This window comes from Aeromonas sp. 3P (assembly GCF_051919745.1).
In the GTDB taxonomy this organism is placed as follows: domain Bacteria; phylum Pseudomonadota; class Gammaproteobacteria; order Enterobacterales; family Aeromonadaceae; genus Aeromonas; species Aeromonas veronii.
The window spans coordinates 1,524,153-1,540,583 of record NZ_JBQBED010000001.1 but is presented as its reverse complement, the minus strand read 5'-3'; the positions used below and the strand labels follow the sequence as shown (position 1 = coordinate 1,540,583).

Sequence of the window (16,431 nt, the reverse complement as noted above, 5' to 3'; positions counted from 1 at the left end):
TTGTTGATAGTTAACTAACATTTAACATTCTTGTCGCGGTTCTGGCGGTCACTAAAAAAATATAAATGGGGGCAGCCAAGTGCGAGACAGCTCACATTTTTTGGATTAACATGCCGACTTCCTAATCCAAACTAGTTCGGATGAAGGTAGCAGGAGAGCGATGGGCAACCATCCACCGAAGAAGTGAATCTTTCAGGTACTGGGCAACCGGTGTGGACTGCTACTGGACGATACTCTGGAGAGACCCGTTAAATCGGGCGCCGAAGGAGCAAGGCACCATGACTACCCGCAAGGGCAGGCTGGCGCCGGAAACTCTCAGGCAAAAGGACAGAGGGGATGGGATGGTTGTACTTTGGGTTGTACTTTGGCTTAGCCCGCATCCGATCGCCTCTGACCGATCGCGACACCTATGGGAAGATCATCCTTCTCCTCCTTAATTTCTGTTTCTTAAGGAGGATGCATGTCATCAATTCAATCGGCGTTAACCGCCATCGATAGCTTTATCTGGGGGCCGCCCCTGCTGATCCTGCTGGTCGGGACCGGTATCTATCTCACCCTGCGTCTGGGTCTGCTTCAGGTGGTGCGCTTGCCGCTCGCTCTGCGGCTGGTCTTTGGCCGCGATCAGGGGCAGGGCAAGCAGGGGGATGTCTCCAGCTTCGGCGCCCTCTGTACCGCCCTCTCTGCCACCATTGGTACCGGCAACATCGTCGGGGTGGCCACCGCCATCAAGCTCGGCGGCCCCGGTGCCCTGTTCTGGATGTGGATGGCAGCCCTTTTCGGCATGGCCACCAAGTACGCCGAGTGTCTGCTGGCGGTCAAATATCGCGAGCAGGATGCCAACGGCCAGATGGCTGGCGGCCCCATGTACTATCTGGAGAAGGGGCTTGGCTCCAAGCCGCTGGCCAAGCTGTTTGCCCTGTTCGGCATCGGCGTAGCTTTCTTCGGGATCGGTACCTTCCCGCAGGTCAATGCCATCTCCGACGCCATGAGCCTCTCCTTCTCTGTGCCCCGTGAAGCGACCGCCGTGGTGCTGACCCTGATCGTGGCGCTGGTGACCCTAGGAGGGATCAAGTCCATCTCCAGCGTGTCGAGCAAGGTGGTGCCCTTCATGGCCATCTTCTACATCGTCGCCTGTCTGGGCGTGCTGGTGAACAACGCCAGCGCCCTGCCCGATGCCGTTATGCTGGTGATCGAGAGTGCCTTCACCGGCCATGCGGCGACCGGCGGCTTCGTCGGTGCCAGCATCATGCTGGCCATTCAGTCCGGGGTGGCGCGCGGGGTCTTCTCCAACGAGTCGGGGCTGGGCTCTGCGCCCATCGCGGCGGCGGCAGCCAAGACCGATTCGTGCGTGGAGCAGGGGCTGGTCTCCATGACAGGTACCTTCATCGACACCATCATTATCTGCACCATGACCGGCCTGACCCTGGTGGTGACCGGGGTGTGGAGCGGCGATGCAAGCGGCGCGGCCATGACCAGTCTGGCCTTTGCCCAGGGGCTTGATGCCCATGTTGGCCAGTATCTGGTGAGCATTGGCCTGCTGTTCTTCGCCTTTACCACCATCCTTGGCTGGAACTACTACGGCGAGCGCTGCACCGAGTACCTGTTCGGGGTGAAGGCAATCAAGCCCTATCGTCTGGTCTATCTGGCGCTGGTAGCGAGCGGTGCTTTCCTCCATCTGGACATGATTTGGCTGCTGGCCGATATCGTTAACGGCCTGATGGCGGTGCCCAACCTCATCGGCCTGATTGGTCTACGCCATGTGGTGATCGCCGAGACCCGCGCCTATTTTAGCCGGGATCTGGATAGCGAAGCTGAACCGGAGCCGCAGACGGCTTGAGCGCCTCAGCTCGTTTCACGCTCCCCTTGAAAAGAACAAGCCACGACTCCGGTCGTGGCTTTTTTGTGCGCAGTGTCTCTGGATGGGGACTTTCCCTCTCCCTTCGGGATAAGGTCAGGACGAGGGGGATAGCCCCTCGCTCAGCAGGCTATCCAGACGTGCTCGCACTTTCTCTACCAGTGCCTGATCGCTACCGTGCCAATCGATGCAGCTTGCCAGCGTGGTGGAGGTTCCCGTCATAAAACGCAGTTCGCCGCCCGCCAGCTCGTAGAAGCGGCTCGCCATTCTGGTTCCCTCATCCACATCACCCGCCACCAGCAGCATGGCTTGTGCCAGCACGGCGCCCTGGTGATCCTGCCCTGGCGCCAGCCAGCGCTGGGCGGTACCGGTGATCTTGCGTCCCCCGATCACCAGATTGTACTGACCATCGCAAAAGGATCCGGGCACGAAGTCATAGCTTCCCTCAAGGCCGTACTCCGCCAACAGGGTCAGCAGCGGCGCCCCCAGCAGCCGGTAGTAGTGGGCGAGATCTGTGGTGGTGCGGGGCAGCAGCAGAGATAGGTTGAGGATCCCCGCCCCGTGGGGCACGGCGGTACCGCCACTGTCGCGCACATGCACCGGCCAGCCTTCATCTGCAAGTTGCTGGCAGGCGGCTTCGTAACGGGGGAGGCGGGTATCCTTGCGAGTGACAATCAGGCATTGGGGCGCTTGCCACAGGTGAGCGCGGGGCTGGCCGTCATGGGCACAGTCGCGCAGCCAGTGCTGCTCTTGCGCCAGTATCTGTACGGGTGAAGCGGTATCGGGGAGGGGGGAGAGCAAGCGATAGGGCATGGCGGCATCCTCAAAAAAGGCTGCCCAGCACACTACCCGTGGCGACTGGCAAGGTAAAGCCCCGCAGTGCGGGGCTGTTGGCTATCGGTAGGCGATCTCTTAGGAGTGGCGCGCTTCGCGCTTTGGCAGCAGCAGGTTGAGCACGATGGCGGTGATGCCACCGGTGGCGACGCCGTAGGAGAGCACGCTCTTGGCCAGCTCCGGCAGGTGTTGCAGCACTTCCGGCACCTGCGCGACTCCCAGCCCCATGGCCAGCGACACTGCCAGGATCATCAGGGCGCGGCGATCCAGCTCCTCGCGGGCAATGATGCGCACGCCAGCGGCGGCGATGGTGCCGAACATCACGATAGTGGCGCCCCCCAGCACGGGCTCGGGGATCTGCTGTACCAGGCTGGCGACCGCCGGGAACAGGCCAAGCAGGGCCAGCATGGCGGCGATAAAGAGACCGACGTGACGGCTGGCGACGCCGGTCAGCTGAATGACGCCGTTATTCTGGGCGAAGGTGGACATGGGGAAGGTGGAGAAAACTGCCGCCAGCATGGAGTTGGCACCATCAGCCAGCACGCCGCCTTTGATCCGCTCCATATAGACAGGCCCTTCCAGTGGCTCGCCGGAGATATCCGAGGTGGCGGTCATGTCGCCGATCGCTTCGAGCGCCGTCACCACGAAGATGATGGCGAGCGGCACGAACAGCTGCCAGTCAAAGCCGAGACCATAGTGGAGCGGAATGGGCACCATCACCAGCGGGCCGTCGAAGGTGGGGGCGCTCACTTTGCCCAGCAACAGCGCCACGGCATAGCCCGCCAGCATGGCGATCATGATGGCGGAGAGGCGCAACCAGGGGTTGCGACTGCGTTGCAGCAACACGATCAGGCCGAGCACCAGCAGGGAGAGGAAGAGGTTGGTGTGACTGGCGAAGCTGCCATCAGAGAGGGCTGCATAGCCGCCGCCCATGCTGATCAGGCCCACTTTGATCAGGGTCAGGCCGATCAGCAGCACCACTATGCCGGTGACCAGCGGGGTGATGATCCGTTTCACCAGATGGAGGAAGCGGCTCATCACCACGATAGTGAGTGCGGCAACCATCATGGTGCCAAACAATGTGCCCAACAGATCCTCGGTGGGCATGGCCGCCTGTTTGAGGGCGAGACCGGAGGCGATGATGGGGCCGAGGAAGTTGAAGCTGGTACCTTGCACCGAGAGCAGGCCGGAACCGATGGGGCCGAAGCGGCGGGTTTGAATGAAGGAGGCGATGCCGGACATGACCAGCGACATGGAGACGATATAACGGGTGTCGGCGGCAGGGAGGCCGAGGGCATTGGCGATAATCAGGGGCGGGGTAATGATGGCGACAAACATGGCGAGCATATGCTGCAGGGCGGCGAACAGCGTCTGGGGCAGAGGCGGGACATCCTCTATGCCATAGACCAGTTCGCTATGGGCTCGCCTGGGGGGATGTGCCTCTCGATTGGCGCGTGTGACAGCAGCCTGTTCCATAAGTACCTCGAATTGTGTGGGGAGGGGGAGAAAATTGGGCGCTATTGTAGTGATTGAAATGAGCCTGACCAGCGCTAATTATGCAAAAAAAGGTTTATTTTTTGATGGGTTGAAACGTTTGCGTGCTGCGATTATCATCTGTCGGTTTGTGTGACCGACCTCTCCTTTTTATTCTCCCCGCTAATGACAATTTTACCACTTTGTAGGTGTAGAATGAGCCCTCAGTATTCATCGTGGAGACTCTGGATGCTCAAGTTGTCAGAGTTCTGGAGTGCGAGGGTTCACTCCGAAGACTTTACTCGTACTCGCATGGGATTTATGACGGTGCGTTTGCGCCTGCTGACCTGCTTGCTGATGCTTGGATTGCCCGCCTGGGCCGTGGTGGATTGGTTGACCTTGCCCGCCGTTCATTTCGAGCAGCTGTTCCAGGCCAGGATCTTCTGCACCCTGGCGCTCTCGCCACTTATTCCGCTCTCGTACCTCATCCACTTCAAGCGAGAGCGAATGAAGCTGGCCCTTGGCTACCTGATGGCCGTGATAATGCTCTTCTCCCTCTTCTGCCTGAACAGCTTTGGCGCCGGACAGGAGTTGCAGGCGGGTTATGCGGCCTTTCCCTATCTGCTGATCACCCTGTTTGCCATCTTCCCCATCCCCCTCTCCCTCGGCTTGCAACTGGCAGGCGTGGTACTGGTGACCATGCTGCTGGGTCACTGGCTGCTGGTGGGCCAGAGCATCTGGAGTCAGGCCACTCTGAATCAGGTGTGGGTGCTCGGCATGTTTACCATGGCCAGTTGCTGGGTGCAGTGCGGCCAGCTCAACATGCTGCTGCGGCTCTATCGGGAATCGACCACCGATGAGCTGACCGGCATGATGAACCGCCGCTTGCTGATGAAGCAGCTGGAGCAGGCCAGAATCCGGCTGCAACTCAAGAAGAAGCCCTTTGCGGTGATGCTGCTGGATCTCGATCGCTTCAAGCGGATCAACGATATCTACGGCCATCTGGCGGGGGATGCGGTGCTCAAGGAGGTGGCGACCACCCTGGGGGAGCAGCTGGAGCCTGACATGGTGCTGGGGCGTTATGGCGGCGAAGAGTTTGCCATCCTGATGCACAACTGCGCAGATCCGGCGCTGGTGAGCAAAATGGCCGAGCGGCTGCGCATTGCCGTCGAGGCGCGGCTGGTGAAGAGTCCCACCTCGGACGAATTGCTGGAGGTGACGGTGAGTATCGGGATTGCCATGGCTCGTGCCGATGACACCATCGATATTCTGATCAACCGTGCCGACGAGTGTCTCTATCAGGCCAAGATGGCGGGACGCAACTGCGTGGTGGTCGAGGGGCAGAACCGCGCAAAAACAGATGCCGCCTGAGGGCGGCATCCTGTTGGCAATGAGCTGGCGAGATCAGGCCAGCTTGTACTTGCCGGAGAGCTGCTGGGCCAGCAGCTTGAACATGTTGAAGACCGCCATGGTCTTGCCGGTCGGGGTGCCGTCTTCGGCCAGGAAATACTCCCCCTTGAACACCAGAATATCCCCCTTCTGCTCCACCGAATCGGCGCGCATACCGTGGATGAAGTCTTCATGCTCTTTGATGATCTTGTTGGCCATCTCAAGCAGGGCCGTCTCGGTGATCAGCTCTTTCTGTGGTTGCATGCTCGTCTCCTTAAACGACTACTGGACAGGGAAACCGTGGATCCCTGCCTCTGATTGAAGAGGCGCCCAGCATACTGCAAACAGGGTTTTTCTGTCATTGATATGACCCCGATTTGTGGTTGTTTATCCGATCACCAGATTCTTCAACCAGCAGCGTTGGCGAATACGGCGCTGCACCAGCAGTACCTTGCTGAGCTCCTCCAGCAGCACCACCGCCACCACCCAGGAGAGGGGCCAGCCGAGCAGCGTGACCGCCACCCAGGCGAGCGGGATGCCGATGCACCACATGCCGACGATGTCGATGAAGATGCTGTAGTTCACATCACCGCCAGAGCGCAGCACCCCGATGATCCCCACCATGTTGAACACCTTGAGCAGCATCCCGAGGCACATGATGCCGAGCACCTGTCCCGCCTCCGTCATCAGCTCGGGGGGCAGGTTGCCGACCCACTGCAGCAGGTTGGCTTGCAGCAGCCAGACGATGATCCCCACCAGCAGCGCGCCAATCGGTGCCAGCAGCAGGAAGAGCTGGGAGTGCTGCCAGGCAATCTCGTACTCCTCGGCCCCGAGCCGGTGGCCGAGCAGGGTGGAGCAGGCCACCGCCAGTCCGAAGAAGAGGGAGATAAGGATGCTCTCCAGGGTGCCAAGTGTGGTCATGATGGCCAGCGAATCGGTGCCAAGATGGGCATAGAGAAAGCCGTAAATCAGCATGCCGAAGGCCCAGAGGCCGTCATGGAACAGCAGCGGCAGGGCGATCAGGGTAAAGCGCACCACCTCCTTGCGCTTGAAGGCGGCCAGCCAGTCTGGTGCACGCGGGATCAGGCGCGCCTCATAACGCTTTACGTAGAGCAGCAGCAGGGCTGTCTGCAGCAGCCGGGAAATGGTGGTGCCCCAGGCCGAACCGGCGACCCCCATCGCCTCGAAGCCGAAGTGACCGAAGATGAGGGCGTAGTTGAGGATGACGTTGGCGATGATGGCGATAATGCCGATGCGGGTTGGCGCAGCGGCATTGCCGACCGAGCGCAGGGCTGACTCCAGCGGCACTACGATGGCAGTACAGAGGATGGTGGCGCCGGTGATCATCAAGAATTGATCCGCCAGCTCGCGCAGTGCCGGATCCTGACTGGCAAAACCCAGCACGCTGCCCGGTGATAACACATAGATGAAGGCAAAGGGCAGGGTGACCAGCAGGGCGCCCACTATGGCCAGCGCCAGGGAGCGGCGCACCCCGGCCATCTCCCCGCGCCCGAAGTATTGTGCTGCCAATACCGAGACCCCGCCCGCGAGGCCCGCTATCACCAGCAGATTGAAGAAGAAGACCCGGTTACCCAAGCCGACCGCCGCCACAGCCGTGGTGCCAAGCTGGCTCACCATCATGATATCGATGAGGCCGAGCAGGGAGAACATCATGGATTGCAGCGAGACAGGCAGAGCCAGCCGCCACAATCGGGTCATGAACTCGCGATCGGTGGTTTGTTTTAAAATCGCTTGCCAATAATTCATAGTTGTTAACCGGGTATGAGAAAAGCAAGGTTTGTCAGGGGTATGATAGGGGCTGACGAGGTTCTTCTCACTGTGAGTAGCTCTCGGTTTTCTTGTGTAAAACTATCCTGTTGAGGTGTTATGCCATTTGCCAGCGAGTGTCTGGAGATAGCGCCAGCCTGTGAAGAGCAGATGCTGGGACGTGAAGGGCTGCCCCTGCTCGGCGAGGCAGGGATCTTCCTGACCGGCCTCTCCCGGGTGCGGGATCACTACCTCATCCGCCGCAATTGCCCCGAGTTTCACATCCTGATGATGAGTCATGATGAGGGGGGCGCGCTGCTCACCGACGAGGGGGAGCAAGCCATTCCGGCCGGGTCGCTGATTTTCCTGCCCGCCGCCGTGCCCGGTGGGCTCAAGCTGATTGGCGAAAGCTGGCAGATCAGCTGGATTTTGCTCGATGACGTGCCGCGCTGGCAGCATCTGCACCGCCTTGGTCACCGTATCTGGCAAGGGGATGGCGGCGATCAGCTCTACCATCTGCTCAGCCTGATGCAGGGGGAGGGGGTTCGCTCTTCGCTGCAACCTCAACTGCTCAGCCTGCTGCTGGCGCTGCTGGAGCGCACCCTGCAAGGGGAGGTACGCGGCACCCCTGAACTTAGATTGCAGGCACTGTTTCGCCGGGTGGAGGCGCGCCTGGACGAACCCTGGAGTGTCGCCCTGCTGGCCCGACAGATGGCTTGCTCTGTACCCCATCTGCACCGGCTTTGTCAGCAAGCGTTCGGTATGGGGCCGATGGCGAGGGTGACCGAGCTCAGAATGAACAAGGCGCGCCAGCTGCTGCTCTATACCAACTGGCCACTTGGCGAGCTGGCGGCCCGGGTCGGTTACAGCGATGGGGCCAACTTTGCCAACCGCTTTCGTCGTCTGACTGGTCAGACTCCCGGCGCCTTTCGTCGACTGGGTCGCAAACCTTTTGCAACGGATGTGCAAACTCTTTGAAATTAATGAGACAAGCCCCTAGGATCGGCGGGTCCCTGCGTCTAGCTAACCGTTTAGGTACCAAGATCCATGTTTGAAGATAATAACCAGAAACGTCCTCTCTACATTCCCTACGCCGGTCCCGCCCTGCTGGAGACCCCTTTGCTCAACAAGGGCAGCGCCTTCACCAGCGAAGAGCGCAGCAACTTCAATCTCGAAGGTCTGTTGCCCCAGAATATCGAGACCATCGAAGAGCAGGCCGAGCGCGCCTATCGCCAGTTCATGGCGTTTGGCAACGACATGGACAAGCACATCTATCTGCGCAACATCCAGGATACCAACGAGACACTGTTCTACCGTCTGCTGCACAACCACCTGACCGAGATGCTGCCCATCATCTACACCCCGACGGTGGGCAAGGCGTGCGAGGAGTTCTCCAACATCTATCGCCGCGCCCGTGGCCTGTTTATCTCCTATCCGGACAAGGACAGGATCGATGACATGCTGCAAAACGCCACCAAGCAGAACGTCAAGGTGATCGTGGTGACCGATGGCGAGCGGATCCTGGGTCTGGGTGACCAGGGTATCGGCGGCATGGGCATTCCCATCGGCAAGCTCTCCCTCTACACCGCCTGTGGTGGCATCTCGCCCGCCTACTGCCTGCCGGTGGTGCTGGATGTCGGCACCAACAACCAGCAACTGCTGAATGACCCCTTCTATATGGGGTGGCGCAATCCGCGTATCTCGGGGGATGAGTACGCCGAGTTTGTCGATGCCTTCATTCAGGCGGTCAAGCGCCGCTGGCCCGATATCCTGCTGCAGTTCGAGGACTTCGCCCAGAACAACGCCATGCCGCTGCTCAACCGCTACAAGAACGAGCTCTGCTGCTTCAACGACGATATTCAGGGTACTGCTGCCGTGACCCTGGGCAGCCTCATCGCCGCCTGCAAGGCCTCCGGCGCCAAGCTCTCCGAGAAGCGGGTTGCCTTCCTCGGTGCGGGCAGCGCCGGTTGCGGTATCGCCGAGCAGATCGTGGCACAGATGAAGGCCGAAGGGCTGACCGATGCCCAGGCCCGCAGCCGGGTCTTTATGGTGGACCGCTTTGGTCTTATCACCGACAAGATCCCCAACCAGCTCGACTTCCAGCGCCGTCTCTCCCAACCGGTAGAGCGCATCGCTGACTGGCCGGTGGGGGACAACATCTCCCTGCTGGAGGTGATGGAGCACGGCCGCCCGGACATCCTAATCGGGGTCTCCGGCCAGCCGGGGCTGTTTACCGAAGAGGTGGTCAAGACCATGCACAAGCACTGTGCTCGTCCCATCATCTTCCCGCTCTCCAACCCCACCTCCCGGGTCGAGGCGACGCCGGCAGACCTCATCCGCTGGACCGACGGCCAGGCGCTGGTGGCCACCGGCAGCCCGTTCGCACCGGTGGAGCACAAGGGCAAGCGCTACGTCATCGCCCAGTGCAACAACTCCTTCATCTTCCCGGGGATCGGCCTTGGCGTCATCGCCTCCGGCGCCACCCGGGTAACCGACGCCATGCTGATGTCGGCCAGCCGCGCGCTGGCGGAGTGCTCGCCGCTGGTGAAAGGGGAGGAGGGCTCGCTGCTGCCGGATCTGGCGGATATCCATCAGGTCTCCCGCTACATCGCCAAGATGGTGGCCAAGACCGCCATGCTGCAGGGCAAGGCGGTGCAGACCCCGGACGAGGTGATCGATCAGGCCATCGACGCCAACTTCTGGCATCCGGAATATCGCCGCTACCGCCGCACTTCCTTCTGATACAGCTCAGCGCTAAATCACCGTAAAAACAAAGGGATGCCTCGGCATCCCTTTTTGCATCCGGAGGGGATGCAGTTTCATCCCCTTGGTGTTGTCAGACGTGATTACTGGGTCACTTGCTGCACGCCGGTGACGCGAACTTCTACACGGCGATCCGGCGCTAGGCAGGAGATCAGCTGAGCCTTGCCCTTGACGCTGTTGCACTGGGTACCGGTGACCGGATTGGCTTCACCGCGACCTTCGATGGCAACTTTGCCAGCCGGCAGACCTTTGCCAACCAGGAAGTCGGCTACGGTACGGGCACGCGCTTCGGAGAGTTTCAGGTTGTAGGCATCAGAACCGATACGGTCGGTGTAACCGACGACCACGGCGCTGCCATCTTTCGGCTGAACATCAACGATCTGCTGATACAGGGTGTTCAGCGCTGCGACACCTTCTGGCTTGAGGGTGGATTTGCCAAAGGCAAACAGTACGTCAGAGCTCAGGGCGAAGTTCTTGTCGACCAGTACCGGCTCGGGAACCGGCTCAGGCGCAGGGGCGGCAACCGGGGCAACATAAGAGGTGCGGTTCGGGTGCATCACCAGCTCCAGGGTCGCGACGCTCATGTCGCTCTCCCAGGTTTTCTGCTCGTCACCCAGATTCCAAAGATAGCGGTAGCGTGCTTGCACATCGATAAGGTCGGAGAGCTTGGCTGTCAGACCCAGGCCCGCCAGCGGCGCAGTGCCGTTGTCGCTGTTGCCATTGCCGTTGACGTGATTGAAGTAGGCTCCGCCTTCAGCAAACACCGAGAAGATGTCGCCGAGCGGCAGGCGGGCGATACCGGAGAGGGTTGCACCCTGGGTTTTGAAATCGGCACCGTCAACGCCCGCTTTACCGGCGTAGAGGTAGCCCAGTTCCGCTGCGTAGTAGTCGTTGAAGTTGTAACCGCCGAACAGGCTCAGCGCGGTGGCGTCTTTGTCTGTATCCAGACCTTGTACATCGTCAAGGTTGTGAGCATATGCCCAACCTGCACCAACACCGGTGTACCAGTCATCGGCAGCCTGAGCTGTGGTGCCTGCGGCGGCGAGCGCCAGTGCAATCAGGGTAGGAGCCATTTTGAGTTTCATCGGTTTATCCTCGTTGTGTTAGCCCATGTCGGGCAATGCACTTGTTTTTATTGCTGCGAAAAATCGCCAGCAAAGTGGATAGCGAAGGCTTTGGACTCTCATGATGCATTGGCGTCATGGACAACAGACCGGACAAGAAGCGCTTTTTAGTGCTTATCCAATACCTTACAGGCGCAACTACTTTATGCTTTCGAGACGGGGCAGGCAAGGGCAGGGAGGCGGGAGTGAGGGATGCAAGCGAGAACGAGACAAACAAAAAGGGATGCCGCAGCATCCCTTTTTTTCGCACTATCTGAACGAGGTCAGATTATTGCTGAACTTCTTGTACGCCAGATACGCGAACTTCTACGCGACGATCCGGAGCCAGGCAGGAGATCAGTTGAGCTTTAGCAGTTACGCCGTTGCACTTGGTGCCGGTAACCGGGTTAGCTTCGCCACGACCTTCGATGGCAACTTTGCTGGCAGCCATACCTTTGCTCACCAAGAAGTTGGCAACGGTACGGGCACGGGCTTCAGACAGCTTCTGGTTGTAAGCGTCGGAACCGATACGGTCGGTGTAACCAACAACAACAGCGTTGCCATCTTTCGGCTGGAACTCAACGATTTGCTGATACAGGCCGTTCAGGGCTGCAACGCCTTCCGGCTTCAGGGTGTCTTTGCCGAAGGCAAACAGCACGTCTGAGTTCAGGGCGAAGTTCTTCTCTACCACTTGCGGAGCAGGAGCCGGAGCTTCTTCAACTACCGGAGCAGCTACCGGAGCTACGTAGGAAGTACGGAACGGGTGGTATACCGCTTCCAGAGTAGCGATGCTCTGGTTGGCTTTGTAACGCTCACCGTTGGCGTGCAGGTCAGCCACGTCCCACATGTAGCGGTAGCGAGCTTGCAGATCCAGCGCGTCATTTACCTTGTAAGTCACACCAGCACCGGCCAGCGGGGAAACTTTAGTGTCGCTGGTACCCAGACCATCGGTGTGACCCCAGTAGGCGCCGCCTTCAGCGAACAGGGAGAAGTCGTTGCCAACCGGCAGACGGGCGATACCGGACAGGGTGGCACCCTGGCTCTCGTAACGGTTGCCGTTGGTGTTGCCACGACCAGTGTACTGGTAGCCCAGTTCGGTACCGAAGTTTTCGGTGAAGTTGTAACCCATGAAGGCGTTGGCGGCAGCCGCGTCTTCCTGGCCTACATTGGTGTTTTCCAGCTTGTTCAGGCCGTTGAAGTGAGTAGCACCGACACCGGCACCGAAGTAGATGTCGTCAGCGGCGTGAGCAGCGGTAGCACCCAGAGCAGCCATGGCGATGGCGATCATGGAAGGAGCCATTTTCATCATAAAAAAATCCTCGTTGAGATCGCACGTTATTCACGTGCTTCACACTTTGTAATTTATGTAAGCTGCAGGCTCCGCCGTACGGCTGGCGTCGAGTCTGGCAGATGACCCGGCAGAACCGGGTTGCACACTCTCCTGGTGTGTCGAGTGCGCTGGCATGGCACGCAATGCGTGAGAAACCACTGCCAGGCAACTGATGTCATTCCGATGACGAGGCGCACTCTATGCCGATTTTAAAACATGATCAAGCTCACAAATGAGCCTTGTGGCAAATTGTGTCGTGCCCTTAACTGGCTGTTTATTTTGATTAATTAGTGATCCAGATAGGCCCTGTGCAGTTTCTTCTCCAGCTTCATATAAGCCTGAACCCAGTCGCTATGCGGGTTGGCTGGATTCGCTCTGGCGGCAAAGACCGCGAGGTAATCTGCCTGGGTTGCGCTCTGCAGCAAGGGGGTAAATGTCATCAAGAAATGTCGGGCCAGATAGGGGTCAAGGGGCCAGATGTTGAGGATGGCGCGAGCCACAGGCTGAACCGCAGCTGAACAGATGAAGTGGCGGTGTCCCGCCTCCAGCCAGTCGGCCATTTCGCACATACCCGATTCGGGCACCAGACCACCATCACCTTGAGTGGTTGCCAGAGCAATCGCCTGACCGTTTACCGTGACGAGCTGCTCATTGTTATGCAGGGTGCCGTCGTGGCTGCGCAGGGCAAGGTTTGGGCATGCCTGTTCAAGAAACAGGCTGCAGCTCTCCGGCAGGGCGGCCAGCAGCTCGCTGGCGTGGCTGGACATCAAGGCCGGAAGCCAGAATGCTTCGGCGCGATATTGTTCACCTTGCAGGCGCTGTTGTGCCAGTTCTTCTGTGCTGGATACGGGGTGCAGGCGAGAGATAATGCCGGGAAACGCCATACTTATTCCTCTTAATGGGTATCCGGCGGATTATACGAGTTATTGGGGGGGCCACAATAAAGGTTTCTTTTCGAGACTGTTTACCTGAGGCGGCTGAGCGATTACCATCCCCCCTTGAAGGCAAGGGTTGTCGCCGAAAGGCGCTCATAAGATAGAGGCTCGACCATAACGAGTCCGAACAAAACTGATACACTTGACTACGAGTCGTCGCGAAAAATAAAAGGCGGAGTAAATCCGCCAAACGGAGTATGGAACATTATGAATTCAAATATCGTCACTGTTGGCAAGAAGATCCGTCAGATCCGTGAAGCGGTCGGTTTGAGCCGTCCGAAGTTTGCAGATTTGCTGGGTGTTCCTCCCACCACGCTGAAAAACTACGAGCTGGGTTACCGTGAAGTTGGGGGCGCCTTCCTGGTTGCCCTGGCGCACCACCCGGATCTGCACAAGTTCACCCTCTGGCTGCTGGCAGACAAGAAAGTCGCCGAAATCGGCCAGATTGGCCCGGATGACCTCGCCAAGGCGTGATCATCGATGTGAATAGAAATGCCGCCTTCGGGCGGTATTTTTTTTGGGTTGCCGATCGATATTTTGATCTAACACGCTTTGAATTATCCATGCAGGCCAACGAGAATAAGCGGCCCCGAAAAGTGGGCCCTGGTGGTATCTGGCCACCTGAACACTATTACATTCAGGATGATATGAGCAATCGTATGGAGTATGGGTATGAGCAGTAATGAGTTGGATAAACGCTATGGCCTGATGACTGCCATTGCGATGGTGGTCGGCGTGGTGATCGGCTCCGGAGTCTTCTTCAAGGCCGATGATGTACTGCGTCTGACTGGCGGTAATCTGGCCATTGCGCTGCTGGCATGGGCGCTGGGGGCATTTTCGATGATCTTCGGCGCGCTGGTGTTTGCCGAGTTTGCCCAGCGGATCGAAAAGTCCAACGGTATCGTCGATTATGCCGAAGCGGCATACGGCAAAATGTTTGGTTATCTGGTGGGGTGGTTTAAAGGCGTACTCTATTACGCCCCTCTTTCCGCCATCCTTGCCTGGGTCGCCGCTCTGTACACCATGATCTTGCTCGGTAGTGATAATCCGACCAACTCTGGTGCGACCTGGATACTGGCGGCTGTCTATATGACGGTCACCTATCTGATCAACTTCTATACCCCGGTTCTGGCGGGCAAGCTGCAAGTGGGTTCTACCCTGATCAAGTTGATCCCGCTGATCCTGGTTGCCATTGTGGGCACCATTTCAGGGTTGCTCAATGGTGTCACCGTGACCAACTTTGTGCAGGCAATGGATGGGATAGGAAGCACCGGAGGCACGCTGGCCACGGCCGTAGTTGCCACCGCCTTCGCTTATGAGGGGTGGATTGCCGCCGTGACCATCAACAGCGAAATTCGCGATTCCAAGAAGAATCTGCCCAGAGCGCTGGTGATTGGCACCCTGATAGTCTTTGTGGTCTATGTCACCTATTTTCTGGGGATCGCCAGTGTCTTGCCGACGGACGAGATAGTGGCGCAAGGGGATAACGCGGTAAATCTCGCGACAACCAGCCTGTTTGGCGGGACTGCCTCGACCATTTTGACCGTGTTCGTGATTATCTCCTGCCTCGGCACCCTCAATGGTCTGGTGCTGGCGACCATGCGCATTCCCTACTCGCTGGCGATCCGCAATCAGGGGCCAGCCCCCAAGTGGATGAGCCGTATCGAACCGCATCACCACATGCCAATCAACTCGGCCCTCGCGGCAGCGCTGTTGTCGGTGATCTACTCAGTGCTGTGGTACTGCAGCATCAACGAGACATTCGGTCGTTACATCGCCCTGGATGAGATGCCGATCGTGCTGATTTATGGCCTCTATCTGTTCCTCTATGTCTGGTACATGCGCACCTTTACCGAGTTGGGCTGGATAAAGCGGTTCGTGATCCCGACCTGTGCCACCCTGGGCGCGCTCATCATTCTGTATGGCGGTATCACCAATCCCAGTCTGGGGCTCTATCTGCTGGTCTCTGTGGGGGTGATTCTGCTCGGGTTGCTCTTCTACCGTAAGGAGTAACCGGGTAAGTAAGTTGAAAAAAAAGCGCCGAATGGCGCTTTTTTCATGTGTAAACCGCAGCATGCCGACAACTAACTGCCCAGCAACCCGAGGCGGCCCAGTTCATCCTTGAGCTGATCGAGGTTGCGCTCGACACAGGCTTCCCCCTCGTTGATGGCATCGCTGGCACGATGAAAATCCATGATGGAGAAGCTGCCAAGGCGCGGGCAGAGCTGGATCTCCGGCGGGTCACCGGCCATCCGGGCACGGGTGATCCGCTCCTGCATGATGTTGATGGAGCCACTCATCACGCTCCACAGACCCGGGGTGGCTGGCGCGGATTCACCGCGATTGAGCCACTGGCTGAGCAGACCGCCGCTGCCGGGTTGATCCGGCTCGTCGGTCCAGGGCTGGTGCATGTCGGTGTTGAGGTTCACCGCAATCACCACCTCGGCCCCCATGGCGCGGGCCAGCGAAATGGGCACCGGATTGACTACTGCGCCATCGACCAGCCAGCGGTCGTTGATCCGGGTCGGGGTGAGGATCCCCGGCATGCCGCAGGAGGCGCGCACCGACTGGCGCAGCGGGCCCTGTTGCAGCCAGATCTCGCGGCCGGTATCGAGCTCGGTGGCGATGCAGGCGAAGGGGATGGGCAGATTCTCGAGATCGGGATCCCCCAGATGGCTGGCGGCAAGGCCAAATACCTTTTCGCCGCGAAACAGCCCGCCGGAGAGGGCCGGGTCGAGCAGGCTGACCACCTGCAGGCGGGTAAAGCCGCGCACCCAGGTTTCCAGCCGATCCAGTTCTCCGGCGGCATAGGCGGCACCGACAAAGCTGCCGATGGAGCAGCCAGCGATCAAATCCGGTTTGATGCCGAGGCGTTCAAGGGCGCGGATGACACCGATATGGGCCCATCCTCTGGCGGCGCCGCTCCCGAGAGCGAGCCCTACGCGGGGTTTACGTGGCACGACAGTCCTCCAAAAAAGGGGT

The 16,431-nt window shown here is 59.2% G+C and carries 14 protein-coding genes and 1 riboswitch; of the genes, 6 read left to right on the top strand and 8 right to left on the bottom strand.

Annotated features, from left to right (window positions below):
- Window positions 1–225: 225 nt before the first annotated feature.
- A riboswitch (glycine riboswitch) is annotated at window positions 226–341 on the top strand.
- Window positions 342–460: 119 nt separating this feature from the next.
- The gene (locus ACTG19_RS06830) at window positions 461–1,837 is read left to right on the top strand and encodes an alanine/glycine:cation symporter family protein (protein WP_005338391.1); all 1,377 of its coding nucleotides are present in this window, start codon (window positions 461–463) and stop codon (window positions 1,835–1,837) included.
- Window positions 1,838–1,951: 114 nt separating this feature from the next.
- Here ACTG19_RS06830 and ACTG19_RS06825 read toward each other — a convergent pair whose 3' ends face one another.
- On the bottom strand, window positions 1,952–2,668 hold the full coding sequence (locus ACTG19_RS06825; RefSeq protein WP_439988909.1) for a lipoyl protein ligase domain-containing protein: 717 nt from the start codon (window positions 2,666–2,668) through the stop codon (window positions 1,952–1,954).
- Between the two features lie 99 nt (window positions 2,669–2,767).
- Window positions 2,768–4,165: a nucleobase:cation symporter-2 family protein gene (locus tag ACTG19_RS06820; RefSeq protein ID WP_040066712.1), complete on the bottom strand. Its 1,398-nt coding sequence runs from the start codon at window positions 4,163–4,165 to the stop codon at window positions 2,768–2,770.
- 246 nt (window positions 4,166–4,411) lie between these two features.
- Between ACTG19_RS06820 and ACTG19_RS06815 the strand changes: the two genes are divergently transcribed.
- Window positions 4,412–5,533 carry a GGDEF domain-containing protein gene (locus tag ACTG19_RS06815; RefSeq protein ID WP_201990794.1) on the top strand — a complete coding sequence of 374 codons (1,122 nt, stop codon included), beginning with the start codon at window positions 4,412–4,414 and terminating at the stop codon, window positions 5,531–5,533.
- 33 nt (window positions 5,534–5,566) lie between these two features.
- On the opposite strand, the gene ACTG19_RS06810 is transcribed toward ACTG19_RS06815, so the two are convergent.
- Entirely contained in the window at window positions 5,567–5,815 is a 249-nt protein-coding gene (locus tag ACTG19_RS06810; protein ID WP_005338382.1) for a YciN family protein, read from the bottom strand.
- Window positions 5,816–5,938: 123 nt separating this feature from the next.
- Window positions 5,939–7,318 (bottom strand): MATE family efflux transporter, encoded by a 1,380-nt coding sequence (locus tag ACTG19_RS06805; RefSeq protein WP_005343930.1) that lies wholly within the window; start codon window positions 7,316–7,318, stop codon window positions 5,939–5,941.
- A 120-nt stretch (window positions 7,319–7,438) separates the two neighbouring features.
- Here ACTG19_RS06805 and ACTG19_RS06800 point away from each other — a divergent pair, with 120 nt between their 5' ends.
- Both ACTG19_RS06800 and ACTG19_RS06795 read left to right on the top strand, forming a co-directional pair.
- Entirely contained in the window at window positions 7,439–8,296 is an 858-nt protein-coding gene (locus tag ACTG19_RS06800; protein ID WP_201990795.1) for a helix-turn-helix transcriptional regulator, read from the top strand.
- Between the two features lie 69 nt (window positions 8,297–8,365).
- Entirely contained in the window at window positions 8,366–10,060 is a 1,695-nt protein-coding gene (locus ACTG19_RS06795) for an NAD-dependent malic enzyme (RefSeq protein ID WP_005338379.1), read from the top strand.
- 104 nt (window positions 10,061–10,164) lie between these two features.
- Here ACTG19_RS06795 and ompA (ACTG19_RS06790) read toward each other — a convergent pair whose 3' ends face one another.
- From ompA (ACTG19_RS06790) to ACTG19_RS06780, 3 genes are all read right to left on the bottom strand, one after another.
- Window positions 10,165–11,166: a porin OmpA gene (ompA, locus tag ACTG19_RS06790; RefSeq protein ID WP_113738922.1), complete on the bottom strand. Its 1,002-nt coding sequence runs from the start codon at window positions 11,164–11,166 to the stop codon at window positions 10,165–10,167.
- A 307-nt stretch (window positions 11,167–11,473) separates the two neighbouring features.
- Complete coding sequence (ompA, locus tag ACTG19_RS06785; RefSeq protein ID WP_139443255.1) at window positions 11,474–12,493, bottom strand: porin OmpA; 1,020 nt, start codon at window positions 12,491–12,493, stop codon at window positions 11,474–11,476.
- A gap of 308 nt (window positions 12,494–12,801) precedes the next feature.
- Window positions 12,802–13,398, bottom strand: coding sequence for a hypothetical protein (locus tag ACTG19_RS06780; protein ID WP_439988908.1), 597 nt, complete (start codon window positions 13,396–13,398; stop codon window positions 12,802–12,804).
- A gap of 258 nt (window positions 13,399–13,656) precedes the next feature.
- Between ACTG19_RS06780 and ACTG19_RS06775 the strand changes: the two genes are divergently transcribed.
- Window positions 13,657–13,923, top strand: coding sequence for a helix-turn-helix domain-containing protein (locus ACTG19_RS06775; protein ID WP_005338367.1), 267 nt, complete (start codon window positions 13,657–13,659; stop codon window positions 13,921–13,923).
- Between the two features lie 198 nt (window positions 13,924–14,121).
- Window positions 14,122–15,462 (top strand): APC family permease, encoded by a 1,341-nt coding sequence (locus ACTG19_RS06770; protein WP_005338365.1) that lies wholly within the window; start codon window positions 14,122–14,124, stop codon window positions 15,460–15,462.
- 71 nt (window positions 15,463–15,533) lie between these two features.
- Here ACTG19_RS06770 and ACTG19_RS06765 read toward each other — a convergent pair whose 3' ends face one another.
- Window positions 15,534–16,409, bottom strand: coding sequence for a patatin-like phospholipase family protein (locus ACTG19_RS06765; protein WP_005338362.1), 876 nt, complete (start codon window positions 16,407–16,409; stop codon window positions 15,534–15,536).
- Between the last annotated feature and the right edge of the window lie 22 nt (window positions 16,410–16,431).

Coding starts and splice junctions, on each gene's coding strand:
- ACTG19_RS06830 (WP_005338391.1), top strand. CDS start 461: ATGTCATCAATTCAATCGGCGTTAACCGCCATCGATAGCTTTATCTGG.
- ACTG19_RS06825 (WP_439988909.1), bottom strand. CDS start 2,668: ATGCCCTATCGCTTGCTCTCCCCCCTCCCCGATACCGCTTCACCCGTA.
- ACTG19_RS06820 (WP_040066712.1), bottom strand. CDS start 4,165: ATGGAACAGGCTGCTGTCACACGCGCCAATCGAGAGGCACATCCCCCC.
- ACTG19_RS06815 (WP_201990794.1), top strand. CDS start 4,412: ATGCTCAAGTTGTCAGAGTTCTGGAGTGCGAGGGTTCACTCCGAAGAC.
- ACTG19_RS06810 (WP_005338382.1), bottom strand. CDS start 5,815: ATGCAACCACAGAAAGAGCTGATCACCGAGACGGCCCTGCTTGAGATG.
- ACTG19_RS06805 (WP_005343930.1), bottom strand. CDS start 7,318: ATGAATTATTGGCAAGCGATTTTAAAACAAACCACCGATCGCGAGTTC.
- ACTG19_RS06800 (WP_201990795.1), top strand. CDS start 7,439: ATGCCATTTGCCAGCGAGTGTCTGGAGATAGCGCCAGCCTGTGAAGAG.
- ACTG19_RS06795 (WP_005338379.1), top strand. CDS start 8,366: ATGTTTGAAGATAATAACCAGAAACGTCCTCTCTACATTCCCTACGCC.
- ompA (WP_113738922.1), bottom strand. CDS start 11,166: ATGAAACTCAAAATGGCTCCTACCCTGATTGCACTGGCGCTCGCCGCC.
- ompA (WP_139443255.1), bottom strand. CDS start 12,493: ATGATGAAAATGGCTCCTTCCATGATCGCCATCGCCATGGCTGCTCTG.
- ACTG19_RS06780 (WP_439988908.1), bottom strand. CDS start 13,398: ATGGCGTTTCCCGGCATTATCTCTCGCCTGCACCCCGTATCCAGCACA.
- ACTG19_RS06775 (WP_005338367.1), top strand. CDS start 13,657: ATGAATTCAAATATCGTCACTGTTGGCAAGAAGATCCGTCAGATCCGT.
- ACTG19_RS06770 (WP_005338365.1), top strand. CDS start 14,122: ATGAGCAGTAATGAGTTGGATAAACGCTATGGCCTGATGACTGCCATT.